The following is a 25627-nucleotide window of genomic DNA, read 5'->3' as shown; positions in this document are numbered from 1 at the left end:
ATCACCGCCGACAGCGACCGGCACACACCGAAGGAACCGAGAATCCCATGCGTACCGCCGAGATCCGCCAGCGCTGGCTCGACTACTTCGAGGGCCGCGGGCACACCGTCGTCCCGTCGGCCCCGCTCATCTCGCCCGACCCCTCGACGCTGTTCGTCATCGCGGGCATGGTGCCGTTCATCCCGTACATGCTCGGCGAGCAGACCGCGCCGTGGCCGCGTGCGACGAGCGTGCAGAAGTGCGTGCGCACGCTGGACATCGAAGAGGTCGGCAAGACGACCCGGCACGGCACGTTCTTCCAGATGAACGGCAACTTCTCGTTCGGCGACTACTTCAAGGAAGGCGCCATCACGTACGCGTGGGAGCTCGTCACGGGCTCCACCGCGGACGGGGGCTTCGGGTTCGACCCCGAGACGATCTGGGTCACCGTCTACCACGACGACGACGAGGCGGCCGCGCTCTGGAAGCGCATCGCCGGGCTGCCCGACGAGCGCATCCAGCGCCGCGGGATGAAGGACAACTACTGGTCGACGGGGGCGCGCGGCCCGGCCGGCCCGTGCTCGGAGATCTACGTCGACCGCGGGCCGGAGTACGGCGCCGAGGGCGGGCCCGTGGTCGACGAGGACCGCTACATCGAGATCTGGAACCTCGTCTTCATGCAGTACGAGCGGGGCGACGGCGGCGGCAAGGAGGACTTCCCGATCCTCGGGGAGCTCCAGCAGAAGAACATCGACACCGGCATGGGGCTCGAGCGCGTCGCGTACCTGCTGCAGGGCGTCGACAACATGTACGAGATCGACGAGGTCTTCCCGGTCATCCAGGCGGCGCAGGAGCTCTCGGGCCGCCGCTACGGCGCCGATCGCGACGACGACGTCCGCATGCGCGTCGTCGCCGACCACGTCCGGAGCAGCCTCATGCTCATGGGCGACGGGGTGACGCCCTCGAACGAGGGCCGCGGCTACGTGCTGCGCCGCCTGCTGCGCCGCTCGGTCCGCGCGATGCGCCTGCTCGGCGTCGAGGACCTCGCGCTGCCGACGCTCCTGCCGGTGAGCAAGGACGCGATGAGCCCGTCCTACCCCGAGCTCGCGGAGCGGTTCGACCGCATCAGCACGGTCGCGTACGCCGAGGAGGACGCGTTCCGCCGCACGCTCGCCGCCGGCACGACGATCCTCGACACCGCGGTGCGCACGGTGAAGACCCAGGCCGGAGGAGACGCCCCGTCGGCGACGCCGCTGCTCTCGGGCGAGCAGGCGTTCCAGCTGCACGACACGTACGGCTTCCCGATCGACCTCACGCTCGAGATGGCCGCGGAGCAGGGCGTGTCGGTCGACGAGACCGCGTTCCGCTCGCTCATGCAGGCCCAGCGCCAGCGCGCCCGCGCCGACGCGCTCGCGAAGCGTGCCGGGCGCGCGGACACCGCCGCGTACCAGGAGCTGCACTCCACGCTCAGCAGCGAGAAGGCCGGCCCGGTCGAGTTCCTCGGCTACACCGACACCACGTCGCGCTCGCGCGTCGTCGGGCTGCTCGTCGACGGCGTGCCCGCCCCCGCGGCGACCGCGCCGGCCGACGTCGAGGTCGTGCTCGACCGCACGCCGTTCTACGCGGAGTCGGGCGGCCAGCTCGCCGACCACGGCGTGATCGTGCTCGACGGCGGCGCGCGGATCGAGGTCGACGACGTCCAGGCGCCCGTCAAGGGGCTGTCGGTGCACCACGGCCGGCTGGTCGACGGCACCGTCACGTTCGGCGAGGCCGGCACCGCGACGATCGACGTCGTGCGCCGCAAGGCGATCAGCCGCGCCCACACCGCGACGCACATGGTGCACAAGGCGCTGCGCGAGGCGCTCGGTGACACCGCGACGCAGGCCGGCTCCGAGAACGCCCCGAGCCGCATCCGCTTCGACTTCCGGTCGAGCGCCGCGGTGCCCGCGGGTGCGCTCTCCGAGATCGAGGAGCGCGTCAACACCCAGCTCGCGGAGGACCTCGACGTGACCGACGAGGTCATGCCGATCGCCGAGGCGCGCGCGCTCGGGGCCATGGCGCTGTTCGGCGAGAAGTACGGCGACCGAGTGCGCGTGGTGTCGATCGGCGGGGACTGGTCGCGCGAGCTGTGCGCCGGGACCCACGTGCGCCGCTCGGGCCAGCTCGGGCTCGTGACGCTGCTCGGGGAGTCCTCGATCGGCTCGGGCGTCCGGCGCGTCGACGCGCTCGTCGGCGACGGCGCGTACGGGTTCCAGGCCAAGGAGCACGCGCTCGTCGGCCAGCTCTCGGGCCTGCTCGGCGCCCGGCCCGACGAGCTGGGCGACCGCGTGTCGTCGCTGCTCACGCGGCTCAAGGAGTCGGAGAAGGAGCTCGCGGCGCTGCGCCAGGCGCAGGTGCTCGCGGGTGCGGCCGCGCTCGCGTCCGGCGCGGTCGACGCGGGCGGGGTCCGGGTCGTCGCGCACGACGCCGGCGAGGTGTCCTCGGCGGACGACCTGCGGACGCTCGTGCTCGACGTCCGCGCGCGCCTCGGGGAGTCGGCGCCGGCGGTCGTGGCGGTCGGCGGCGTCGCCAAGGGCCGCCCGGTCGTCGTCGTCGCGACGAACGCGGCCGCGCGCGAGCGCGGGGTGCGGGCCGGTGCGCTCGTGAAGACCGCGTCCGGCGTGCTCGGCGGTGGGGGCGGCGGCAAGGACGACCTCGCGCAGGGTGGCGGCACGGACGCGAGCCGGCTCGGAGCCGCGCTCGACGGCCTGCGGGCCGAGATCGGCGCGGCGGCCTGAGGTGCAGGGATCCGCTGCACCGGTCACGCGCGGGAGCCGCCTCGGGGTCGACGTGGGGAGCGTCCGGGTCGGGCTCGCCTCGAGCGACCCCGACGGGCTGATCGCGACCCCGGTCGACACCGTGCCCCGCGACACCCGCCGGCCGGCCCCCGGGGCGCTGCCCGCCGACGTGCGGCGCATCGCCGCGGAGGCGGAGGAGCGCGCGGCCGCTGTCGTGTATGTCGGACTTCCCCGACACCTCTCCGGAGTCGAAGGTGCCGCATCCGAGGCCGCGCGCGCGTACGCTGTGGTGCTGGCGCAGGCCGTCGCACCCGTCCCGGTGCGGATGGTCGACGAGCGGATGAGCACGGTGTCCGCCCATCAGGCGCTACGCGCGTCCGGCCGGGCCGGGCGCAGCCACCGGCAGGTCGTCGACCAGGCGGCCGCGGTGGTGATCCTGCAGACCGCGTTGGACGCGGAGCGGGTCACGGGTGCACGGGCGGGGGAACGGGTCGACGCGGACCCGCCGGTGGTCGCGCGTGACGCGGGTGGCTGCGGGGACGGACGGACGAGACTGCAGGACGGTGCAGATGAGCGGCACGACGGACCGACGAGCCAGGGATCGGAGGGAAGAGAACGTGAGTGACCTCTTCCTCGGCGCACCGACGCAAGCCGCGAGCGAGCCCGCCGCGTCGCGCCGTGCCCGCCAGCGCGGCAAGGCCCGCAAGGCCAAGGAGCGCCGCAAGCGCCGCCGCCGCAGCATCGTCGTGATCGTCATGGCCCTCGCCCTCGTGCTCGGTGCCGGGTACGTCGTCTGGAGCGTCGTCGGCCCCATGCTGTCCAGCGGGGGCGGCGAGGACACGGTCACGGACTACCCCGGCCCCGGCAGCGGCGAGGTCCAGGTGGCCGTCGCGCAGGGCGACTCCGGCGGTGCGATCGGGCAGAAGCTCGTGGACGCGGGCGTCGTCGCCACGACCAGCGCGTTCACCGCAGCGTTCACCGCGAACCCCGACGCCCCGAGCATCCAGCCCGGCACGTACACGCTCCAGCTCCAGATGAAGGCGAGCGACGCGGTCGCGGCCCTCCTCAACACCGCCAACCGGGTGTCCCTCAAGGTCACCGTCGCCGAGGGGCTCTCGCGCGACGACGTCTTCACGCGGGTCAACGAGGTCACCGGCATCCCGGTCGACGCGCTCAACGCCGCGGTCGCCGACCCGGCCGTCGGGCTCCCCGCCGAGGCCGGCGGCAACGTCGAGGGCTGGCTGTACCCCGCGACGTACCAGATCGAGCCGGGCGCGACGGCAGCGAGCGTCGTCAAGCAGATGGTCGACCAGACGGTCGGGGTCCTCACCGCGAAGCAGATCCCGCGCGAGCAGTGGCAGGACGTGCTGATCCGCGCCTCGCTCGTCGAGCGGGAGGCGCGCCGCGACGAGGACCGCGGCAAGATCGCGCAGGCGATCCAGAACCGGCTCGACAAGGACATGATCCTGCAGATCGACGCGTCGCTCGCGTACGGCCTGGGCAAGCCGGGGACCGGTCTGACCACGGCCGACAAGAGCGTCGAGAACCCGTACAACCTCGAGATGAACACCGGCCTGCCGCCGACGCCCATCGCGTCGCCCGGCGAGAAGTCGATCGACGCGGTGCTCGCACCGACACCCGGCCCGTGGATCTTCTGGGTCGCGATCAACCTCGAGACCGGCGAGACGATGTTCTCCGAGACGTACACCGAGCACCAGGAGAACGTCGCGCTCCTGCGCCAGTGGCAGAAGGAGAACCCCACGTCGTGACGGACGCGCACGCAGCCGACGGCGGCGCGGGCCGCCGGGCGGCGGTGCTCGGGCACCCCGTCGCGCACTCGCTGTCGCCGGTGCTGCACCGTGCCGCGTACGCCGCGCTCGGGCTCGACGACTGGCGCTACGACCCGGTCGACGTGACCGAGGACGGCCTCGCCGCGTTCGTCGGCGCGCTCGACGCCTCGTGGGCGGGTCTGAGCCTGACGATGCCGCTCAAGCAGACGGTCCTGCCGCTGCTCGACCACGTCGAGCCGCTCGCGGGCGTCGTCGGCGCCGTCAACACGGTGCTCGTCCAGCCCGCTCGCGGGACGCCGGTGCTCACGGGCGCCAACACCGACGTGTACGGGCTCGTGACGGCGCTCGGCGAGGGGCTCGGGACCGGCGGGGGACCCGTCCGGCGGACCGCGGCCGTGCTCGGCGGCGGCGCGACGGCCGCCTCGACGCTCGCCGCGCTCGCGCAGCTGGGGTGCACGACCCCCGTGGTGTACGTCCGCTCGATCGCGCGCGTCGGCGGGCTCATGCGGGCCGCGCACCGGATGGGTGTCGAGCCGCGGTACGCGCCGCTCGAGACCGCCGCGCGCGAGGTGCCCGGCGCCGACGTCGTGGTCTCGACGCTCCCGCCGCGCGCCGCCGACGACCTGGCCGCGGAGCTCGACGGCGTGCCGGTCCGCGGCGTGCTGCTCGACGTCGCCTACGACCCGCGGCCGACCGCGCTGTCCGTCGCCTGGGACCGCAGCGGCGGACCCGTCGTCGGGGGCGAGCGGATGCTGCTGCACCAGGCGGTCGAGCAGGTCCGGCTCATGACCGGGCGACCCGGGCCGGTCGAGGCGATGGACGCGGCTCTGCGGTCGGCGCTCGCGTCGACACCCGCGACCCGCTGACCCGACCGTCGCGCGCCGCGGACCCCAACCCCGCGACCCGCTGACCCGCCGCCGCGCGCCGCGGTCCGGCACCCGGCGCACGTCGGGACGTCCGACCCCTCACGACGCACCCGGTGCGTGCCGATAAGTCCTCTGGGCACGTACGCGCGCGATCCCTGGGCGCGCCCGCGACGAGAGGACGACCGTGAAGCAGCTCGGCGAGATCTTGCTGGACGAGGGTCTGGTCACGGAGTCCCAGCTCATGGCCGCGATGGACGAGCAGCTCACGCGCGGGCAGTCGCTCGGGCGCACGCTCGTCGAGATCGGCATCCTCTCCGAGGGGCAGCTCGTCGCCGCGCTCGCGCGCCAGGTCGGCATGGACTTTATCGACCTCGACGAGTACCCCGTCGACCGCTCGGCCGTGAGCGTCGTGCCCGCGGCGCTGTGCCGGCGGTACACGGTCCTCCCCGTCGGCTTCGCGAACGGGTCCCTGGTCCTCGCGACCGCGGACCCCGGCAACGTCGTGGCGGTCGACGACGTCCGCACGATGTCGGGCCTGCAGGTCACGCCGGTCGTCGCGACCTACGACAACCTCACGCGCGCGATCGACCGGTTCTGCCGCGCCGACGGCGAGATGGACGACCTGACCTCCGCGTTCGAGGAGGAGCAGCAGGCCGCGACGGCCGAGGCCGACCTCGCGCGCGTCGGGGAGTTCGTCGACGACGACGCGCCGATCGTCCGGTACGTCAACCTGCTCGTCTCGCAGGCGATCACGGACCGCGCGTCGGACATCCACATCGAGCCGAGCGAGCACGACCTGCGGGTGCGCTACCGCATCGACGGCGTGCTGCACGAGATGCAGCGCTCGCCCAAGCAGATCACCGGCGGCGTGATCAGCCGCGTCAAGATCCTCAGCGACATCGACATCGCCGAGCGGCGCAAGCCGCAGGACGGCCGCATGTCGATCAACCACAACGGGCGCAAGATCGACCTCCGCGTCGCGACGCTCCCGACGGTGTGGGGCGAGAAGATCGTCATGCGTATCCTCGACAACTCCACCGCGAGCCTCGACCTGCGCGACCTGTCGTTCCTCGACCAGAACTACGACGTCTACCGCGAGGCGTACACCAAGCCCTACGGCATGATCCTCGTGACCGGGCCGACCGGCTCCGGCAAGTCGACGACGCTCTACGCGACGCTCAACGCCGTCTCGCGGCCCGAGATCAACGTGATCACGGTCGAGGATCCTGTGGAGTACCGGCTCGCCGGGATCAACCAGGTGCAGGTCAACCCGAAGGCCGGCCTGACGTTCGCCGGCGCGCTGCGCTCGATCCTGCGCTCGGACCCCGACGTCGTGCTCCTCGGTGAGATCCGTGACCACGAGACCGCCCAGATCGCGATCGAGGCGGCCCTCACCGGTCACCTCGTGCTCTCGACGCTGCACACGAACGACGCCCCGTCGGCGATCACGCGCCTCGTCGAGATGGGCATCGAGCCGTTCCTCGTCGGCTCGGCCCTCGACGCCGTGGTCGCGCAGCGGCTCGCGCGCAAGCTCTGCGACAAGTGCAAGGAGCCGTACCGGCCCACGCCGACCGAGCTCGTCGCCGCGAGGTTCCCGTGGGTCGAGGGTGAGGAGATCCCCGTGCTCAACCGGCCCGCGGGATGCGTCTCGTGCTCCAAGACGGGGTACCGCGGCCGCATCGCGCTGCACGAGGTCATGCGGGTGACCGAGGAGATCGAGCGCCACGCGGTGTCGCACTCGTCGGCTGCCGACATCGCCGCGACCGCGCGCAAGCAGGGCATGATCCAGCTCCGCGACGACGGCTGGCACAAGGTCGCCCTCGGGATGACGTCGATCGAGGAGATCCTGCGCGTCGTGGCGTGACCCGGGCCGCCGGCTCGCGCTGACGGTGCCGTCCGGACCGGCGCGGGCACTGTCGACCGGCGCGGGCACCGTCGTTCGTCCGGGCCGTCGACCGTCCCGGCCGTCGTCCGTCCCGCACGGCGTGCGTCCCATCCGTCGTCGCCCGCGCCCCGCTCGCAGAGCCCGCGGCGTCACTCGCCGTGGACCTCGGTGCCCCTTGTCCCTCAAGACCCGGGGGCCGCCGGCCGATGAGACGACAGAGCGCCCTGAGTGGGCCTCGACCGCCGGGCGTGCCCGGCGACGTGCGTTCCGAAGACGTGGAGGCCATTCAGTGAGCGACTCGTACCAGGCCCGCGGCGCCGACCCGACGCGGCCGCTGCCGCCGTACCGGCCGGCGGGTCCGCAGGCCGGCCCCCCGAGCGACGCCCCCGTCACGGGACGGCCCACCTACATGCCGGTGCCCTCGCAGGGCAGCGCGGGTGCCGCGCCGCCCGTCGGCCCGCCGGCGCCCCTCCCGCCGCCGCCCGGCAGCTACCCGCCGCCGGCCGCCGCCGGCTACCCGCCGCCCCCGCCGGGCGCGTACCCGCCGCCCGCCGCACCCGGCGGGTACCAGCCCGCCGCGCCGACGGCCGCGCCGCACGCTCCGCCCGTCGGAAGCCCCCCCGGGCGCCCCGCAGGTGCCGCGGCGCCCGCCGGAGCCCCGCGCGGCGAGGTCCCCACGCCACCGACCCGCGCCGCCGCGCGCAGCTCGCGCATCGGCATGAGCCAGGAGTCGCACGACGACGACCTGCAGCTCGACCAGGCGCTCGTCGCGATGATCAAGACCGGTGCGTCCGACCTGCACCTGACGTCCGGCGCGCCGCCGATGATCCGGCTCAGCGGCTCGCTGCGCCCGCTCGAGGGCTTCGACCGGCTCATGCCCGACTCGCTCCAGCGTTCGCTGTACTCGGTGCTCACGCAGAAGCAGCGCGAGACGTTCGAGGAGAACCTCGAGCTCGACTTCGCGTACTCGGTGCGCGGCCACGCGCGGTTCCGCGTGAACCTCTACCAGCAGCGCGAGGCGATCGGCGCGGCGTTCCGTGTCATCCCGTACGAGATCAAGCCGCTCGAGGACCTCGGCGTCCCGCCGATCGTCGGGACGTTCGCCGGGATGCCCCGCGGGCTGGTCCTCGTCACCGGGCCGACCGGCTCGGGCAAGTCCACGACGCTCGCCGCGATCGTCGACCTCGCGAACCGCACGCGCGAGGACCACATCATGACGGTCGAGGACCCGATCGAGTTCCTGCACAAGCACAAGAAGTCGCTGATCAACCAGCGCGAGGTCGGCGCGGACACGCACTCGTTCGCGAACGCCCTCAAGCACGTGCTGCGCCAGGACCCCGACATCATCCTCGTCGGCGAGATGCGTGACCTCGAGACGATCTCCGTGGCGCTCACCGCGGCGGAGACCGGTCACCTCGTCTTCGCGACGCTGCACACGCAGGACGCCGCGCAGACGATCGACCGCATCATCGACGTGTTCCCCTCCCACCAGCAGGCTCAGGTGCGCACGCAGCTCGCCGGCGCCCTGCAGGGCGTCGTGTGCCAGACGCTGTGCAAGCGCGCGGACGGTCCGGGGCGCGCGGTGGCGACAGAGGTCCTCGTCGCGACGCCGGCGATCCGCAACCTCATCCGCGAGGGCAAGACGCACCAGATCTACTCCTCGATGCAGGCGGGCGCCCAGCAGGGCATGCACACGCTCGACCAGCACCTCGCGGACCTCGTGAAGACCGGCCGGATCACCCACGAGACCGGCCTCGAGAAGTGCCACCACATCGAGGACTTCAACCGCCTGACCGGCCGTTTCTCAGGCGGGGTGCAGGGCGGCCAGGCCGCGATGGCGACGATGAACGGGCAGGCGTACTGATGGCGGACGCGACCACGACCTACGAGTACGCGGTCCGGGACCGCTCGGGCAAGCTCGTCAAGGGCCGGATCGAGGCGCACAACCAGGCGGCCGTCGCGAACCGTCTCAAGGGCATGGGGCTGGCCCCCGTGTCGATCGAGGCGGTCTCGAACGGCGGCCTGAACAAGGAGATCACGCTCTTCGGCATGGGCGAGAAGATCTCGCTCAAGGACCTCGCCATCATGTCGCGGCAGCTCGCGACGATGATCAGCGCGGGGCTGTCGCTGCTGCGCGCGCTGTCGATCCTCGCCGAGCAGACCGAGTCCAAGCCGCTGTCGAAGGTGCTCGCGCAGGTGCGCAGCGACGTCGAGACGGGCGTGGCGTTCTCGAACGCGCTCGCGAAGCACCCCAACGTCTTCCCGCCGATCATGATCAACATGGTCAAGGCCGGCGAGGTCGGCGGCTTCCTCGACGAGGTGCTGGTCTCGGTCGCCGACAACTTCGAGACCGAGGTCAAGCTCCGCGGCAAGATCAAGTCCGCGATGACCTATCCCGTGGTCGTATTCGTGATCGCGATCCTGGCGACGGTCGGCATGCTGCTGTTCATCGTGCCGATCTTCGCCGGGATGTTCGCGACGCTCGGCGGGACCCTGCCGCTGCCGACGCGGATCCTGGTGATCCTCTCGGACATCCTGAAATGGACGATCGTGCCGACCGTCATCGCGCTGGGGGTATTCGCGGTGTGGTGGGGAAAGCACAAGAACGACCGCGCGATCCGCGAGAAGGTCGACCCCTGGAAGCTCAAGGTCCCGGTGTTCGGCAAGCTCTTCCAGAAGATCGCGGTGTCCCGCTTCACCCGCAACTTCGGGACGATGATCCACGCGGGCGTGCCGATCCTGCACGCCCTCGACATCGTGGGGGAGACGAGCGGCAACCTCGTGATCGAGCGGGCCGCGAAGGCCGTCGAGGAGTCCGTGCGCCGCGGTGAGTCCCTGACGGGCCCGCTCTCGCAGCACCCCGTGTTCCCGCCGATGGTCGTGCAGATGATGGCGGTCGGTGAGGACACGGGCGCGCTCGACACGATGCTCGACAAGATCGCCGACTTCTACGACCAGGAGGTCGAGGCGACCACGGAGCAGCTCACGAGCCTCATCGAGCCCATCATGATCGTCGTCATCGGTGGCATCGTCGGCGGAATGATCATCGCGATGTACATGCCGATCTTCGGCATCTTCAACCTGATCGAGTAATACAAAACGGGCGCGCGCCCGCCGAACGGGTGAACCGCGAGTGAATCGCGGCCCAGGCGCTCAAGGGGACGGGGGAGGCGCCCGATGAATCGGGTGCACCACCTGATCCGGCCCCGGCCGGCACTGAGCTGGAAAACCGACTCGCACGACACCACCGAACGGGAGCACGACGTGATCGCTCGCATCCGCAAGTCCATGCAGGAGAAGGACCAGGGCTTCACCCTGATCGAGCTCCTGGTCGTCATGATCATCATCGGGATCCTCGCGGCCATCGCGATCCCGGTGTTCCTCAACCAGCGCAAGAAGGCGAACGACACCGCCGCCACGTCGGACGTCTCGACGCTCGGCAAGGAGATCGCCACGTACTACGTCGACGCGAAGGACCCCATCGCGGCGGGCGCCTTCGGCGTCGGCTCCACCGACAGCAAGTGGTCGATCGGCACGGGCACGACGGCCATCGCCGACATGGGCGTCAAGAGCGGCCCCGTCTCCGGCGCGACGCTGTCGTACACCGGCACCGGTGGCGCCACCATCGCGAACGCGGCCGTCAACTGGTGCGTCACGCTCACCTACACGGGCGGCACGCGCACGACGGTCTTCTACTCGGCAGCCAAGGGCCTGAACAAGGAAAGCTGCTGACCCAGGCTGGACGCACCGACAGGGCAGGAGGCGCTCGCCTCCTGCCCTGTCGGTGAACCCGTACCCAGAACGAACCCCACCGTCGTCGACCGCTCGAGAGGAGCGTCGTGCTGAAGAGGCTGGTCCGCCGCGTCACGGCGCCCCGGGAGGACACCGGGTTCTCCCTCATCGAGCTGCTCGTCGCGATGATGATCATCACCGCGGTGCTGGTCATCCTCATGGCGGTCCAGACGTCCGCGCTCGTGACGACCGCGCAGTCGCGTCAGCGCACGCAGGCCACCGCGGTGAGCAACCAGATCCTCGAGGAGCTGCGCTCGCTCCCGTGGCTCGTGCTCAGCCGCGGGCTGCACACGAACTTCGCCGGCGCCGCGGGCGGGGACGCGAACGTCGCGGGCGGGAGCCTGCGCCCCGTGGCGGACCCCTCGATCAACGAGGTGCTCGTCACGTCGAGCAGCCAGGCGACCGACGTCCCGCCGCTGTCCGGCACCGGGGGGAGCAACAAGACCGTCTCGGCCGACGTCTCGGGCGTCGGGACGCCGTTCACCTCGCGCGTGTACGTGTCGCGCTCGTCGGCCACGACCACCGACGTGCTCACGCTGACCGTCATCACGACCTGGACGCGCTCGGGCAGGTCGACCGCGGCGTCCGTGATCGCCCGCTCGCAGGCGTACGCGCCCGACGGCGGCTGCGGCGACCCCGCGAACCAGCCCTTCCTCGGCGCGTGCCAGGCGCTGCTGTCGAGCTCGGGTGGCGCGCTCGGCCCCTCCATCACGCTCACCGGCCAGGACCCCGCCACGACCGTCGTCGGCCCGGCCGCCCCTCCGGCCCCCGGCCCCGGCCCGTGGCCGCTCCTGCCCGGCTCGAACGCGCTCACCGCGACGCTGAGCCTGTCCCGCGCGGGGAGCAGCTCGACCTCGCAGCAGGCCACCGCGACCGACTCGGTCGTGACGCACGGCGGCGTCGTCGTCGAGGGCGTCGACCCCGCGACCCCCCTGGCCTCGGACGGTTCCGGCAAGCTCACGAACGCTGCGTCGAACGACGTCGGTGCGTCGGGCGCCGCGCCCGCCAACCCCGCTGACGTCGTCGGCACGGGCCCGGTCGCGACGACGAACATCCCCGCCGGACCGGCGAGCCTGAGCCTGACCGCCGGCACCGGCACGAGCGGCACCGCCCGCGCCTCGACGACCGCGTCGTGCCGCACCGGCATCCCGGCCGGCCAGCCGTGCTCCGCCGGGCTGCTCAGCTCGGGCAGCGCGTCGAACGTGACCCTCTCGCTGCCGACCGGCTCCGTCTCGGTCTGGGGCTACGCGGGCGGCGGCTCCTCCTCGACGTTCACCGGACGCTTCACGAACGCCCCCGGCACGGCGGCGGTCGGGTGCGCGACGCTCGCGGGCGCCGGCTGCACGTCGGCCGGCTCGCAGCGCACGCTCGGCGGCTCGACGTTCGGCGTCGGTCCCTGGGACGGCGGCGTCGCCGCCGCGAACGGCCTCGTCCGCGTCGCGTCGTACACCGACTCCGTGCTCGTCGAGCGCGGCTCCTCGCAGCGCACGACCGCGGCCACGGCGACGCGCAGCGCGAGCGTCCAGTACTGGGACGGCGCCGGGTACCAGACCCTCACGGTCACGCCGAGCACGAACCAGACCGTCAACGGCGGCCAGGTGACGTGGACGACCCCGAACGGGACCGTGACCGCGAAGGCCACCGTGGCGGTGACCCCGGCGATGTCGATCGCGTCCAACCCGGACCCGCTGCTGTGCAAGACCGACGGGTGCTCGCTCGACGCCGAGGCGGGGACGCTCACGGTCACGGTGACGTACACGCTGAGCACGCCGCTCGGCTCGAGCGCGTTCACCGCGGTCGCGACGTACGGCACGGCCAACGCGAACGCCGGCTACAAGGCGGCCCCCGATGCGTGATCTCCTGCGGGCCCGGCTCGCCGCGGCGCGCCGCCGACGCCGGGGCGACGAGGGCTGGACCCTCGTCGAGCTCATGGTCTCGATGACGATCTTCGCGGTGCTGCTGACGATCGTGTTCTCGATCCTCATCTCGGTGAGCACGCAGACGCGGGACAACCTCGCGCGCAACCGCGCGGTCGAGGAGGCGCGCCTCGGCCTCATGCAGATCGACCGGCAGGTGCGCTCGGGGAACGTCATCTCCGACCCCGCGGCCGAGACCATCGCCGGCTCGGGCGTCGCGCCGTACTACTCGCTGCGCGTGCACACGCAGACGGACGGCGTGTACCAGTGCGTGCAGTGGCGCGTGATCTACCCGGCCGGCTCGGAGTTCGGTGACCTCGAGTACCGCTCGTGGCGGCCGGACTGGCAGGCCGTGGGCGGGGTCGAGGACTGGCGCGTCGTCGCGCACAACGTCGTCAAGCCGACCGGGACCGGCTTCGTGGAGTCCGACCCCACGACCTGGCCGCCGTTCTACGTCGACCCGTCGTCCGCGGCCCAGGCGAGCTCCGAGGCGCAGACGATCCGGGTCACGCTGCGGCTCAAGGACCCGGCCCAGCGGGCGTCCTCGAAGCCCGCGAGCGTCACGTCCGTCCTGACCGGCCGCAACACCGTCTTCGGGTACCCCGCCGACAAGTGCGCCACCATCCCCACCCCGTGACCGACCGAGGAGAACCGATGCTGAGAGCGCTGCGTCACCGTGTGACGGGCGACGACCGGGAGCGGGGTGCCGCGCTCGTCGCCGCGGTCGCCGTCGCCCTGATCGGGATCGCGCTGGCGTCCGTCGTGGTCGCGAACACCATCGTGACCGCGAACGACTCCGGGCGGGACCGTGCTCGGACCGTCCAGGTGCACAGCGCCGAGGGCGCGGTCGACGCGGTGTTCGCCGAGCTCGAGACCTCCACGCCGTGCCAGTGGCCGGCGAGCGGGACGTTCTCGTCGGGCACGTCCCCGAGCACCACGACCGTGTCCGCCGCCGTGACGTACTACGACGTCAACAACGTCCAGCTCCCGTGCTCGGCCGGCGCCGTGACCGGCAGCCCGACCCTCGCCGTCGTGACGGCGACGTCGACGTCCCCCCAGGTCGGGTCCTCTACGCCCAGCCGACGCTCCGTGCAGTCGAAGGTCAACCTCACGCCGCTGAGCGTGCCCGGGCGCGGCGCGGCGATCTTCGCGGCGAGCTCGATCATGACGACGAACGGCTTCACGCTCGAGACGTCGCTGCCCGACACCGAGGTCGACGTGTGGGTCGACACGGGCGACGTCAACTGCAACTCCAACGTCAAGATCGACGGCAACCTCATCGTCGTCGACGGCAAGGTCGACATCTCGAACGCGTGCCGCATCACCCAGAACCTGTGGAGCAAGAAGGCGCTCACGGTGCACAGCGCGCAGTCCGCCGGCCTGACGACCGTCGGGGTCGACACGTACGCGTCCGCGGGCGCCACGCTCGCGGGCGGGTCCAAGTACGGCCGTGACGTCATGATCGTCGGCGGCCTGAGCACGTGGGGCGGCGGACCGCAGGCGGGTGGCTCCGTGCGCACCGGCGTCGCGGCGAGCTCGATCCCGCAGTACGTACCCGTGAAGCTCCCCGAGGTCAACTACCGGCTGAGCGACTGGACGGGCTTCGTCACGTCCGGCGACCGCTCGGCGGCCTACCGCCAGTGGGTCATCGACAACGCGGTGGCGAACAACGCCCCGACCTGGTCGGACGCGCGCAACCCGGCGAAGACCCAGTGCACCGTCGCGGGGGAGAGCTACGGGGTCAACGGCCCGCTCGTGGGGCCCGCCGTCCCGACGGTCTTCGACACGCGGCACTGCGCCCAGACGATGTTCCAGGGCGGGCTCGACATCCAGCTCCGCTCGGACCTCGTGATCTTCGCCAACGACTTTTACGCGACCGGCAACTTCAAGATCACCTCGAAGGACGGCGCGCAGCACAACGTCTGGATCATCATCCCGGACCCCGACCCGACCCCCAACGGGCTCGCGGAGTGCGGCAAGACGGTCGGCGGCAAGAAGTCGGGCAACTTCAAGATCGACTCCGGCAGCCTCGCGATCGCCCCGATCACGCTGTTCGTCTACACCCCGTGCACGCTCGAGACGAACAACACGGCCACGTTCTACGGCCAGCTGTACGGTGGCAACGTGATTCTCCGGAACAACATGACGCAGCGGTACGTGCCCATCGGCATCCCGGGCGTCACCTTCCCGAGCACCACGCCCACCGCGGCCTCGGGCTTCCGCGTCGACGTCGTCTACAAGCGCGAGGTCAAGCCCGCGAGCACGCCCGCGCCGACGCCGTGACGCTCCCGCTCGTCCTGGTGGCCGCACTCTTCGGTGCGGCCATCGGGTCGTTCCTCAACGTCGTCGTCTGGCGGGTGCCGCGCCGCGAGTCGGTCGTGCACCCGCCGAGCGCGTGCCCGGCGTGCGGGCACGAGATCCGCCCGCGCGACAACGTCCCGGTCGTGTCCTGGCTCCTCCTGCGGGGCCGGTGCCGCGACTGCGCGGCACCGATCTCGGCGCGCTACCCGCTCGTCGAGGCCGGCACCGCGGTGCTCTTCGCGCTCACGGCCGCGTGGCTCGGCCCGTCGTGGGCGCTGCCCGCGTTCCTGTACCTCGCCGCGGTCGCGGTGGCGCTCGCGCTCATCGACCTCGACACGCACCGCCTGCCGAACGCGATCGTGCTGCCCTCCTACCCGGTGGCGGCGGTCCTGCTCGCGCTCGCGAGCGCGAACCCCGGGGGAGCGAGCGACTGGCCCGCGCTGCTGCGCGCGGCGATCGGCTGCGCCGTGCTCTACGCCGTGTACTTCCTGCTCGTGCTCGTCTACCCGGCCGGGATGGGCTTCGGGGACGTCAAGCTCGCCGGCGTGCTCGGCCTGTACCTCGGCTGGGTCGGCTGGGGCGCTCTCGTCGTCGGCTGGTTCGCGGCGTTCGTGCTCGGGGGCGTGTTCGGCGTCGCGCTGCTCCTGTCGGGGCGCGCGGGCCGCAAGACCGGCATCCCGTTCGGGCCGTGGATGCTCGTGGGGGCCGCGGTCGGCCTGCTCGCGGGTGAACCGCTGCTCGACGCGTACCTCGACCTCCTCTGAGCGTCAAAGTCGCTCGCACGGCTCCTCAAGAAGCCCCGCCCACCGCCCGATAGAGGGAACGGAAGCGTGTGGCATCGAAAGGGGCACCTGTGGCCAGCACCCGAGTTATCGGGCTCGACATCGGCACGACGTGCGTGCGTGCTGCGGAGCTCGAGTTCCGCAGCGGCGCGCGCACGGGCACACCGACCCTCGTGCGCTACGGCCAGGTGCCGCTGCCGCTCGGCGCGGTCCGGGACGGCGAGGTCGTCCAGCCCGAGACGGTCGCGAGCGCCCTGCGCCAGCTCTGGGTCGCGGCGAAGTTCGACTCCAAGGAGGTCGTCCTCGGCGTCGGCAACCAGCGCGTGATGGTCCGTGAGCTCGACCTGCCGTGGATGCCGCTGCCGCAGCTGCGCGCGTCGCTGCCCTACCAGGTGCACGAGCTGCTGCCCATGTCGACCGACGACGCGCTGCTCGACTACTACCCGACGAGCGAGTTCGACGGCCCGCAGGGGCGCACGGTCCAGGGCATGCTCGTCGCCGCCCAGCGCGACACCGTGAACGCCAACGTCCTCGCGGTCGAGGGCGCCGGCCTGCGCGCGAGCATGGTCGACCTCAACGCGTTCGCCCTGCTGCGTGCCGTGGCTCGCGGGGACCTCGCGGACCGCGTCGTGGCGCTCGTCGACATCGGCGCGAGCGTCACGAACGTCGTGATCTCGGCGCGCGGCGTCCCGCGCCTGGTGCGCACGCTGCCCGCCGGCGGGCAGAACGTCACGGCGGCCGTGGCGTCGGCGCTCGGGATCGCGGCCGCGGAGGCCGAGGTCATCAAGCGGACCATCGGCGTCGGCTACGCGGTCGAGGCCGAGCACGAGGCCGCCGCCGAGGCGGTCGCGAACGTGACCCGCACGCTCATCGAGTCGGTCCGCAACACGTTTGTCTACTACGCCGGGAACAACCCGGGCGCGCTGATCGAGGCCGTCGTGCTGACCGGCGGCGGATCGCACCTGCCCGGCCTCGGCCAGTACCTGTCGAGCGCGAGCCGGCTCCCGGTGACCCTCGGCGACCCGCTCGCGGGTCTGAAGATCGGCAAGACCGTGGCGCGCGAGTCGCTCACGGGCCTCGAGTCGTTGGTCGCCCTCCCGGTCGGCCTGGCCTACGGAGTCGCCGCATGACCGCCCTGACCGAACGCGCCCGCCGGGCCAAGCCGAGCAGCGCGGGGTCGCTCGTCGGCACCGGCTCGCTCCCGCAGGTCAACCTGCTCCCGCCCGAGGTGCGCGCCGCACGCGGCCTCAAGGCCATCAAGAAGTGGCTCGGCGTGAGCCTGCTCGGTGTGCTCACCCTGTGCGTCGTGGCCTACGCGATCGCGCTCGTCGACGTGTCCGCGGCGAGCCGGGAGCTGACGTCCGCGCAGGAGGAGACCTCGCGCCTGCAGGCCGAGCAGCAGAAGTACGCGGAGGTCCCGCAGGTGCTCTCCGCGCTCGAGCTCACCCGGCAGGCGCGCGAGACCGGCATGTCGACCGAGATCCTCTGGAAGGGCTACCTCGACGCGGTCGGCGCGGTCCTGCCCGCCGAGGTCAGCCTCGAGACGCTGCTCGTGACCGGCGCGACGCCGGTCATGGCGCCCGCCGCCCCGACGGACGCGCTGCAGGGCCCGAGCGTCGGGCAGATGCAGTTCACCGGGCGCACGGCGACCCTCCCGGACACCGCGGCGATGATCGACGCCCTCAACGGGGTCCCCGGCCTCGCCGACGCGTGGGTGTCGACCGCGGTGGTGTCGGACAGCGGGTCGTCGTACTACACGGTCTCGGCGACCGCCCAGATCACCGACGTGGCGTACGTCCAGCGCTTCGCCGCCGTGGAAGGAGCGAGCTGACATGGCTGGAGCGAAGAAGAGCACGTGGATCGGCGGGACCGCGTTCGTCGCGGTGGCGATGCTCGCGGCCGCGTGGTTCCTGCTGGTCTCGCCGACCGTCGCCACCGCGTCGGAGTCGCGAGAGCAGACCGAGTCCGTGCGGGCGCAGAACGACCTGCTGGAGCTGCAGCTCGCGCAGCTCGAGGCCGACTTCGCGAAGCTGCCTGAGCACAAGGCCGAGCTCGCCGCGCTCCGGGTGCAAATCCCGACCCGGGCCGAGCTCGCCGCGTTCCTGCGGCAGCTCGACGAGGTCGCGAAGGCCAGCGGCGTGACCGTGATGTCCGTGACGCCGAGCGCGCCCACGGCCGTGGTCCCCGCCGTGTCCGTCGCGGCACCGGTCGCGCCCGCCACGACCGAGCCCGCCGAGGGCGGCGCGACCGACCCGGCAACGACGGCACCCGCCCCGGCGGGCCCGGCGCCCCTCACGGGCTTCGTGCAGGTGCCGGTCTCCATCACGGTGCTCGGCGGCTACGAGCCGACGCTCGCCTTCGTCGACGCGCTCCAGCGGGCCTCGCGGCTGTTCCTGGTCACGGGCCTGCGTGCCACGGGCCAGAAGGTCGCGGAGGGGGGCGGCGGTCGCCCTGCGACGGAGCTCGGCCACGTCGAGCTCGCGGTCGACGGCGTCATGTACGTCCTCACCGACCCGACGGTCCTCCCGACCCCGACGGACCCGGCCGCGCCGGCGCCCGTCCTGCCGGGCGCGGTGCCCGGCAAGAATCCGCTGATCCCGGTCGGCGGCGAGGACTGAGCACCCCCGCGTCGGCCCGGTCCACCCACCGGGCCGACGCGCGGGACCTCGCCGGGCTCGTGGAAGGATGTCGGCCATGCTGCGTTGGTTGACGTCGGGTGAGTCCCACGGTCAGGCGCTCGTCGGGATCCTCGAGGGCCTCCCGGCCGGCGTCGAGGTCACGACGAGCGACATCCAGGCGGCGCTCGCGCGCCGGCGCCTCGGCTACGGCCGCGGGGCGCGGATGAAGTTCGAGCAGGACGAGGTCCGGGTGCTCGGGGGTCTGCGCCTCGGCCTGACGCAGGGCGGTCCGCTCGCGGTCGAGATCGGCAACACCGAGTGGCCCAAGTGGGTCGACGTGATGTCCGCCGACCCGGTCGACGACCCGGAAAAGCTCAACCGCGCGCGCAACGCGCCGCTGACCCGGCCGCGGCCCGGCCACGCCGACCTCGTGGGCATGCGCAAGTACGCCTTCGACGACGCGCGGCCGGTGCTCGAGCGGGCCAGCGCCCGGGAGACGGCCACGCGCGTCGCCCTCGGGACCCTGGCCGCGCGCTTCCTCGAGCAGGCGGCGGGGATCCGGCTCGTCTCGCACGTCGTCGCCATCGGGCCCGTCCAGGCGCCCGAGGACGCCGCGCTGCCGCACCCCGACGACCTCGCGCACCTCGACGCGGACCCGGTGCGCTGCTTCGACGCGGAGACGTCGGCGGCGATGGTCGCGGAGATCGACGCCTGCCATGCGGCAGGGGACACCCTGGGCGGCGTCGTCGAGGTGCTCGCGTACGGGCTGCCCTCGGGCCTCGGTTCCTACGTGCACGCTGACCGCCGGCTGGACGCGCGGCTCGCCGGCGCCCTCATGAGCATCCAGGCGATCAAGGGCGTCGAGGTCGGGGACGGCTTCCGCACCGCCGCCCGGCGCGGGTCTGCGGCCCACGACGAGATCGAGCGCGACGCGTCGGGCCGGATCGTGCGGCGCACCAACCGCGCCGGCGGCGTCGAGGGCGGCATGTCGAACGGCGAGATCCTGCGGGTGCGCGCCGCGATGAAGCCGATCTCGACCGTCCCGCGTGCGCTCGACACCATCGACACGACGTCCGGCGAGGCCGCGAAGGCCCAGCACCAGCGCTCGGACGTGTGCGCCGTGCCGCCCGCGGCGGTCGTCGCCGAGGCGATGGTCGCGCTCGTGCTCGCGGATGCGCTGCTCGAGAAGGCCGGCGGCGACTCCGTCGGCGAGGTGCGCCGCAACCTCACGACGTACCTGGACGCGGTCCCCGAGCTGCAGCGCTGAGGCGCGCCGCGGCGGGGGCGCCCGTCCCGGCGCGTCCGCTGCGGGGCGGTGCCTCGGACGCTTGCGGGCGCCGTCCTCGCGAACCCGGGTGCGACGGGCCGTGCGTGCACCTCAGGTCCCGTCCGCACATGCCGATGTACAGGGCGGTAGCAGCAGAACCGGCGAAGGTGTGCACACGTGCGCGTGACCAGTGAGATCGTGCCCGGGCCGGAGACCTCTTCGTCCCCTACCTGGCTCGAGCGCGAGACCGCCCGGCTGCACACCGACAGCCCCCGGCTCGCAGCGGGCCTGCAGCACCTCGCGGAGCGCCCCGCGCTCGTCCTGCTGCCGCTCGCCGTGGTCATCCTCGGGACGCTCGGTGCGGTCGTCCCCGGCGGTGACGCGGAGTGGTTCCGCATCGCGGGACTGAGCATGCTCGGACCCCGGCTCCTCGACGTGTTCGGTGCACCCGGTCTGCAGATCGGCCCGCTGTACTTGCTGTCGCTCGGCGCGGCGACCGCCGCCACGGACTGGCTGCCGGAACCGTCGATGCGGTTCGTGCTCGCGGCCGGTCAGGGCGCGCTCGTCCTCGCGTACGCCCTCGCCGTCACCCGGCGCGCGGCGTCCGCCACCGGCGCGCGCGCACTGCCCGCCCAGTGGGCGGTCGGCCTCGCCCTGGTCCTCGGCGGGCTGCTCGCGGAGTCGGTGGGCAACGGGCACCCCGAGGAGATCCTTCTCGGCCTGCTCCTCGCGCACGCCGCGCTCGAGGCGGCACGGGCCCGGCCCCGCACCGTCGGGGTGCTGCTGGCGCTCGCGGTCGCCGTCAAGATCTGGGGCGTGCTCGGTGCTCCGGTCGCCCTTGTCGGCCGTCGGCCCCGCACCGTCGTCGTCGCGGGTGCGGTGGGCGGCCTCCTGGCGGCGCTCGTCTACGGACCCTTCTTCCTGTGGGGCGACGTGCAGACGTTCTCGTTCAGCTGGGGGATCCCGCAGGAGACCGTCCTGGCCCGTGTCGTGGGCCCGGAGGCGTCGGACTGGGGCCTGCGCGTCGCCCAGGCCGGGGTCGCGGTCGCCACGGGCGCGGCGGTCGCTCTGCGTCGCGCAGGCTCCCCGCTGACCGTGGTCCTCGCGGTGATCGGCACCCGGCTGCTGCTCGATCCGCTGTTCCTCACGTACTACGCCGGTCCGTTCCTCGTGGTCGCGCTGCTCTGGGCCTGGACGAGCAACGCGCGCCCGGGTCCCGCGCTCCGGGCGGCGTGCTGGTCGCTCGTCCCCACAACGGTGCTCGTCCCGTACCTGCTCGACCGGACGGTCTCGCTCGTCACCCTGCGGCTCGTGGTGGTCGTCGTGGCGGTCGTGGCCCTGATCCTGGACCGCCGAGCGACGCGCCCCGGGCTGCCCGTCCTTGGGGGCCCGGACGTCGTCAGCACGCCGTGATCTCGTAGAGCCGGGCGCTGCCGCCGGCGTCCAGGAGGCGCACGCCACGGTCCGGGGCCGTGAGCGGGTTCACGTGCGTGGGCAGCCAGTTCCACGGGAGCGGGTCCGCGTACAGGTAGCCGACGCCCAGGCGACCGAGCGCGGCGCAGACCTCCGGGTCCTGCCCGAGGTCGTCGAGGTGCAGTCGCAGGTACCGCAGGTCTTCGTTCTCGACCGTGAGGTATGTCGGCGGCACGACCCGCTGCCCGTGCAGCCCGTAGAGGTGCGTCGCGCCCGAGAACGACGAGCCGAGCACGCCGACCTCGGGGTCGAGCAGCTGCCCGGCACGGACGAGCATGGCGAGCTCCGCGTCGTCGGCGACCTGCGCCTCCTCGGCGGGGACGCCGTCGCCGAACGTGTACCGGCTGAGCCCCGACAGACCCACCCCGGAGCTCACGGCCGACATGAGCAGCACGGCGACGGCGAGCAGCGCGCCACCTGCGCGGACTGGTCGGGCGCTCGCGGGGGAGCCACGGGCACGGCGCGCGGCATGCAGCCGGAGCGCACCGGGAAGGGCGTCGAGAGCGCGTGAGGCCAGGGGCACGAGGACCGCGACCATGACGGGCGCGAACCGCCGGGGCTCGCCGTACCAGACCCGGTCGACGTCCGTCAGCACGGGTACCGGGGACGTGGCCGCGACGTACAGCGCCGCCAGGAGCGCGGACGCGAGCACGAGCCAGCGCGCACGCGGGGACCGCCACGACAGCGCCCCACCGACCAGCGCGGCGAGTACGACGGGCACCCCGGCGCCGCAGCCCATCCCGGTCGCGTCACCGGTGAGCAGCGCGACGGCGACGTCTCCCGCCCGGCGGGGCGGCTCCGGCTCGTACGCGTAGACGGCACGCACCGAGTCGGTCCCGGCGAACCACGCGACGGCCCCGACGGCCACCGCCGACGCCACCGCGAGAACCGCCCGGCCCGTGCGTCCGCGCAGCAGCCGCACCACCCGGGGACGCGCGCGCAGGACGGCCCAGGGCAGGACGACGAGCGCGCCCGCCGCGGCCGCGTTCGGGTGGGTCAGCGCGAGCCCCGCGGTACCGAGCGCCAGGACGCACCACCGTGCAGGGGACAGACGCGACCACGGCGCCGTCACCAGCGCGGCGAACGACGGCACGAGGGCCACGGCCACCGCGTTCGCGATCATCCCCTCCGGGCGCATCACCAGCAGCACCGGCAGCGCGACGCCCGCACCGGACGCCACGGCCGCGAAGCACCAGGCCCGCGGGCGGGACGGGAACGTGCTCATGGTCAGGGCAACGAGACCGAGGGTCCACGCGAGGGCGCACGGCACGAGCACCGCGGTGTTGAACACGGTCGACGCGTCCGGGACGTCGCCCAGCAGCGCCGTCACCGCGTGCCACCCGGCGCCGTAGAACCCCTGGGTCGTGCCGTCCAGCGTGTGCGCGTCCGAGATCCGCAGGCTCGAGGCGACCCCGGACTCGCGCGCGAAGCGGACCATCGTGAGGTGCGCGACCGCGTCGTGCCCCGTCAGGAGCCGCCCGGGTCGCCCCATGCCGACCGCGACCGGGACGAGCTGCGCCAGCACGCCGGCCAGGACCGACACGAGCAGCCACACGCGGGTCGAGCCCTGCGCCCGGGGTACCGGGCCGGCCGGCGGCGCGTCGCGCCCCCGGGACGAGCACGCCCCCACGAGACCGGCGGTCACCAGCACCGCGACCGACGCGCTGGCGGCGTCCCACGGGACCCCGAGGAGAGCGACGGCGATCGCTGCCGGGCCGGCGACGCCGAGCGTGAGGAGGGGGGCGGCGGCGAGGAGCCCGAGGCCACGCAGACGGGCCGCCCAGCCGACGAGCAGACCAGGACCCCAGAACGCGGCGACGACAGCGCACGCGACGGCACCCGCACGAAGCCACTCCACGCCCTCCGATCGGCACGCCGAGTCCGGATCTGAAGGTCCTGGCCCTGCGCACCTGACGAGCGCACGGACGCACCCGCACCGCCCGGCACGTCCGAGGTACGGTGCCGTTCGTGCGCGCACCCCACCCGCCGACCGGTCCCGGCCCGCTGCTCGTCCTCGTCGGCCCGCCCGGCGCGGGCAAGAGCACGGTCGCGTCCGCGCTCGGCGTCCGGTGCGGGCTCGCCGTGCGGGACACCGACTCCGACGTCGAGCGTCGCGCGGGAAAGCCGATCAGCGCGATCTTCGTCGACGACGGCGAGCCCGCCTTCCGTGCGCTCGAGCGGGCGGCCGTCGCGGACGCCCTCGCCGAGCACGACGGGGTCCTCGCGCTCGGCGGCGGCGCCGTGCTCGACGCCACGACGCAGGAGCTGCTCGCCGGCTACCGGGACGCCGGCGGCACGGTGGTCTTCCTCGACGTCAGCCTCGCGCACGCCGCGCCCCGCGTGGGGTTCAACCAGTCGCGCCCGCTCCTGCTGGGCAACCCGCGCGCGCAGTGGCAAGCGCTCATGGACGCTCGGCGACCGGTGTACGAGGCCGTCGCGAGCATGCGCGTGTCGACCGACGGGCTGCGCCCCGCGGCGGTCGCCGAGCTCATCCACGACCAGCTGACCGTCGCACCCGAGCAGCGTGCGAGCAGCCCGACGAACAGGAGGCCGGGAGAGTGACCGCCGACGAGAGCGCACGGACCGTCAGGGTCGAGGGCGACCAGCCCTACGACGTCGTGATCGGCCACCACCTGCTGGGCGCGCTGCCCGGCCTGCTCGGCGACGGCGTCCGCCGCGTGCTCGTGATCCACCCCACCGCGCTCGCGGCGTCCGGCGAGGCCGTCCGGGAGGACCTCGCCGCGCACGGCTACGAGGCCCTGGCCGCCGAGGTGCCCGACGCGGAGGCGGCCAAGACGGCGCAGGTCGCCGCGTTCTGCTGGCAGGTGCTCGGTCAGGCGGACTTCACGCGCTCCGACGCGATCGTCTCGCTCGGCGGGGGAGCGACGACCGACCTCGCGGGATTCGTCGCCTCGACGTGGCTGCGCGGCATCCGGGTCGTGCACCTGCCGACGACGCTGCTCGCGATGGTCGACGCCGCCGTGGGCGGCAAGACGGGGATCAACACCGCCGAGGGCAAGAACCTCGTCGGGACCTTCTTCCCGCCCGCCGGGGTCCTGTGCGACCTCGCCGCGCTCGAGACCATGCCCAGGTTCGACTACGTCGCCGGCCTCGCCGAGGTGCTCAAGTGCGGCTTCATCGCCGACCCGCGCATCCTCGACATCGTCGAGGCTGCCCCCGACCTGGTCGCCGACCCCGTCCGCGCGGCGGGGTCGCCCGAGCTGCTCGAGCTCGTCGAGCGCTCCGTCGCCGTCAAGGCGCGGGTCGTCGGCGAGGACCTCAAGGAGTCCAACCTGCGGGAGATCCTCAACTACGGGCACACCTTTGGGCACGCCATCGAGCAGGTCGAGCGGTACTCGTGGCGGCACGGCGCCGCGGTGTCTGTCGGGATGGTCTTCGCCGCCGAGCTCGCACGCCTCGCCGGGCGTCTCGGAGACGACGACGTCGCCCGCCACCGTGCGGTCCTGACCTCGGTCGGACTCCCCGTGGGCTACCGCGGTGACCGCTGGGAGCAGCTCCTGGCCGCGATGCGGCGGGACAAGAAGACCCGTGGCGACCTGCTGCGCTTCGTGGTCCTGGAAGGCGTCGCACGCCCGAGCCGGCTCGAGGGCCCGGACCCGACGCTCCTGGCGGCGGCCTACGCCGAGGTGGCGGAAGGCGCGCCCGCTCCCACTCGGGCGGTCGCACTGTGAACCGCGTCCTGCTCCTCAACGGCCCCAACCTCGGCCGCCTCGGCGTGCGGGAGCCGGACGTCTACGGCTCGGCCTCCTACGCCGACCTCGTCGCCGCCTGCGCACGGTGGGGCGAGAGTCTGGCGCTCGCGGTCGACGTCCGCCAGACCGACTCGGAGTCGGAGCTCGTCGGCTGGCTGCACGAGGCGGTGGACACGCGGAGCCATGTCGTGCTCAACCCGGCCGCGTTCACGCACTACTCGTATGCGCTGCGCGACGCCGCCGCCCAGGTGACGAAGGCCGGCCTCGTGCTCGTCGAGGTGCACCTGTCCAACCCCTACGCGCGCGAGGAGTTCCGGCACACGTCCGTCATCGGCGCGGTGGCGACGGGGACGGTGGCCGGATTCGGGTTCGACTCCTACCGCCTGGCGCTCGATGCGGTGCGCCATCACATGCTCCTCCTGCCACAACCCTGAGGCATTGTGATCGACCTAACAATGTCATAGCCTT

The 25627-nt window shown here is 73.1% G+C and carries 21 protein-coding genes; 20 read left to right on the top strand and 1 reads right to left on the bottom strand.

Annotated features, from left to right (window positions below):
- Positions 1 to 47: 47 nt before the first annotated feature.
- The 17 genes from alaS to CCE01nite_RS13710 all read left to right on the top strand — a co-directional run bounded on the left by alaS (position 48) and on the right by CCE01nite_RS13710 (position 21386).
- Entirely contained in the window at positions 48 to 2756 is a 2709-nt protein-coding gene (alaS, locus tag CCE01nite_RS13790; RefSeq protein WP_034631490.1) for an alanine--tRNA ligase, read from the top strand.
- A gap of 1 nt (position 2757) precedes the next feature.
- Positions 2758 to 3381, top strand: coding sequence for a Holliday junction resolvase RuvX (ruvX, locus tag CCE01nite_RS13785; protein ID WP_084142771.1), 624 nt, complete (start codon positions 2758 to 2760; stop codon positions 3379 to 3381).
- Entirely contained in the window at positions 3374 to 4525 is a 1152-nt protein-coding gene (gene mltG / locus CCE01nite_RS13780) for an endolytic transglycosylase MltG (protein WP_034631492.1), read from the top strand. Before ruvX ends, mltG begins: the two co-directional genes overlap by 8 nt.
- The gene (locus CCE01nite_RS13775) at positions 4522 to 5412 is read left to right on the top strand and encodes a shikimate dehydrogenase (protein ID WP_052104229.1); all 891 of its coding nucleotides are present in this window, start codon (positions 4522 to 4524) and stop codon (positions 5410 to 5412) included. The genes mltG and CCE01nite_RS13775 overlap by 4 nt, the downstream gene beginning before the upstream one ends.
- Before the next feature lie 184 nt (positions 5413 to 5596).
- Entirely contained in the window at positions 5597 to 7276 is a 1680-nt protein-coding gene (locus CCE01nite_RS13770) for a GspE/PulE family protein (RefSeq protein ID WP_034631494.1), read from the top strand.
- Positions 7277 to 7586: 310 nt separating this feature from the next.
- Positions 7587 to 9161: a type IV pilus twitching motility protein PilT gene (locus tag CCE01nite_RS13765; protein WP_281282396.1), complete on the top strand. Its 1575-nt coding sequence runs from the start codon at positions 7587 to 7589 to the stop codon at positions 9159 to 9161.
- Positions 9161 to 10390 (top strand): type II secretion system F family protein, encoded by a 1230-nt coding sequence (locus tag CCE01nite_RS13760; RefSeq protein ID WP_034627368.1) that lies wholly within the window; start codon positions 9161 to 9163, stop codon positions 10388 to 10390. The genes CCE01nite_RS13765 and CCE01nite_RS13760 overlap by 1 nt, the downstream gene beginning before the upstream one ends.
- Before the next feature lie 171 nt (positions 10391 to 10561).
- Positions 10562 to 11029 (top strand): prepilin-type N-terminal cleavage/methylation domain-containing protein, encoded by a 468-nt coding sequence (locus CCE01nite_RS22420; protein WP_034627366.1) that lies wholly within the window; start codon positions 10562 to 10564, stop codon positions 11027 to 11029.
- Positions 11030 to 11136: 107 nt separating this feature from the next.
- Positions 11137 to 12945: a prepilin-type N-terminal cleavage/methylation domain-containing protein gene (locus CCE01nite_RS13750; protein ID WP_034627365.1), complete on the top strand. Its 1809-nt coding sequence runs from the start codon at positions 11137 to 11139 to the stop codon at positions 12943 to 12945.
- Positions 12938 to 13642, top strand: coding sequence for a PulJ/GspJ family protein (locus CCE01nite_RS13745; protein ID WP_034627362.1), 705 nt, complete (start codon positions 12938 to 12940; stop codon positions 13640 to 13642). Before CCE01nite_RS13750 ends, CCE01nite_RS13745 begins: the two co-directional genes overlap by 8 nt.
- A 17-nt stretch (positions 13643 to 13659) precedes the next feature.
- The gene (locus tag CCE01nite_RS13740) at positions 13660 to 15288 is read left to right on the top strand and encodes a hypothetical protein (protein WP_141372594.1); all 1629 of its coding nucleotides are present in this window, start codon (positions 13660 to 13662) and stop codon (positions 15286 to 15288) included.
- A gap of 17 nt (positions 15289 to 15305) precedes the next feature.
- Positions 15306 to 16070 carry a prepilin peptidase gene (locus tag CCE01nite_RS13735; protein WP_246056552.1) on the top strand — a complete coding sequence of 255 codons (765 nt, stop codon included), beginning with the start codon at positions 15306 to 15308 and terminating at the stop codon, positions 16068 to 16070.
- A gap of 89 nt (positions 16071 to 16159) precedes the next feature.
- On the top strand, positions 16160 to 17218 hold the full coding sequence (gene pilM, locus CCE01nite_RS13730; RefSeq protein WP_034627352.1) for a type IV pilus assembly protein PilM: 1059 nt from the start codon (positions 16160 to 16162) through the stop codon (positions 17216 to 17218).
- The gene (locus CCE01nite_RS13725) at positions 17215 to 17919 is read left to right on the top strand and encodes a fimbrial assembly protein (RefSeq protein WP_034627347.1); all 705 of its coding nucleotides are present in this window, start codon (positions 17215 to 17217) and stop codon (positions 17917 to 17919) included. The genes pilM and CCE01nite_RS13725 overlap by 4 nt, the downstream gene beginning before the upstream one ends.
- 1 nt (position 17920) lies before the next feature.
- On the top strand, positions 17921 to 18706 hold the full coding sequence (locus tag CCE01nite_RS13720) for a hypothetical protein (protein ID WP_034627341.1): 786 nt from the start codon (positions 17921 to 17923) through the stop codon (positions 18704 to 18706).
- Positions 18707 to 18782: 76 nt separating this feature from the next.
- Entirely contained in the window at positions 18783 to 19973 is a 1191-nt protein-coding gene (gene aroC / locus CCE01nite_RS13715; RefSeq protein WP_034627340.1) for a chorismate synthase, read from the top strand.
- A gap of 177 nt (positions 19974 to 20150) precedes the next feature.
- Positions 20151 to 21386 carry a glycosyltransferase 87 family protein gene (locus CCE01nite_RS13710; RefSeq protein ID WP_034627333.1) on the top strand — a complete coding sequence of 412 codons (1236 nt, stop codon included), beginning with the start codon at positions 20151 to 20153 and terminating at the stop codon, positions 21384 to 21386.
- Here the strand turns inward: CCE01nite_RS13710 and CCE01nite_RS13705 are convergent.
- A complete protein-coding gene (locus CCE01nite_RS13705) occupies positions 21373 to 23304 on the bottom strand; it encodes a DUF6541 family protein (RefSeq protein WP_034627329.1) in 1932 nt (643 codons plus the stop codon). The genes CCE01nite_RS13710 and CCE01nite_RS13705 overlap by 14 nt on opposite strands.
- A 110-nt stretch (positions 23305 to 23414) precedes the next feature.
- Between CCE01nite_RS13705 and CCE01nite_RS13700 the strand changes: the two genes are divergently transcribed.
- Genes CCE01nite_RS13700 through CCE01nite_RS13690 form a run of 3 tightly spaced genes read left to right on the top strand, consistent with a single transcriptional unit; the run spans position 23415 to position 25593 of the window.
- Positions 23415 to 24008: a shikimate kinase gene (locus CCE01nite_RS13700; RefSeq protein ID WP_034627380.1), complete on the top strand. Its 594-nt coding sequence runs from the start codon at positions 23415 to 23417 to the stop codon at positions 24006 to 24008.
- Positions 24005 to 25138 carry a 3-dehydroquinate synthase gene (gene aroB, locus CCE01nite_RS13695; protein WP_034627327.1) on the top strand — a complete coding sequence of 378 codons (1134 nt, stop codon included), beginning with the start codon at positions 24005 to 24007 and terminating at the stop codon, positions 25136 to 25138. Before CCE01nite_RS13700 ends, aroB begins: the two co-directional genes overlap by 4 nt.
- Entirely contained in the window at positions 25135 to 25593 is a 459-nt protein-coding gene (locus tag CCE01nite_RS13690; RefSeq protein WP_034627325.1) for a type II 3-dehydroquinate dehydratase, read from the top strand. Before aroB ends, CCE01nite_RS13690 begins: the two co-directional genes overlap by 4 nt.
- The last annotated feature ends 34 nt before the right edge of the window (positions 25594 to 25627 follow it).

It is taken from the genome of Cellulomonas cellasea, from assembly GCF_006538745.1.
Lineage (GTDB): Bacteria > Actinomycetota > Actinomycetes > Actinomycetales > Cellulomonadaceae > Cellulomonas_A > Cellulomonas_A cellasea.
This window is presented reverse-complemented; position numbering and strand designations above follow the sequence as displayed.

Excerpts from the sequence above, each read along its gene's own strand:
- alaS (WP_034631490.1), top strand. The coding sequence starts at position 48 with ATGCGTACCGCCGAGATCCGCCAGCGCTGGCTCGACTACTTCGAGGGC.
- CCE01nite_RS13760 (WP_034627368.1), top strand. The coding sequence starts at position 9,161 with ATGGCGGACGCGACCACGACCTACGAGTACGCGGTCCGGGACCGCTCG.
- CCE01nite_RS13745 (WP_034627362.1), top strand. The coding sequence starts at position 12,938 with ATGCGTGATCTCCTGCGGGCCCGGCTCGCCGCGGCGCGCCGCCGACGC.
- CCE01nite_RS13740 (WP_141372594.1), top strand. The coding sequence starts at position 13,660 with ATGCTGAGAGCGCTGCGTCACCGTGTGACGGGCGACGACCGGGAGCGG.
- CCE01nite_RS13725 (WP_034627347.1), top strand. The coding sequence starts at position 17,215 with ATGACCGCCCTGACCGAACGCGCCCGCCGGGCCAAGCCGAGCAGCGCG.
- CCE01nite_RS13720 (WP_034627341.1), top strand. The coding sequence starts at position 17,921 with ATGGCTGGAGCGAAGAAGAGCACGTGGATCGGCGGGACCGCGTTCGTC.
- aroC (WP_034627340.1), top strand. The coding sequence starts at position 18,783 with ATGCTGCGTTGGTTGACGTCGGGTGAGTCCCACGGTCAGGCGCTCGTC.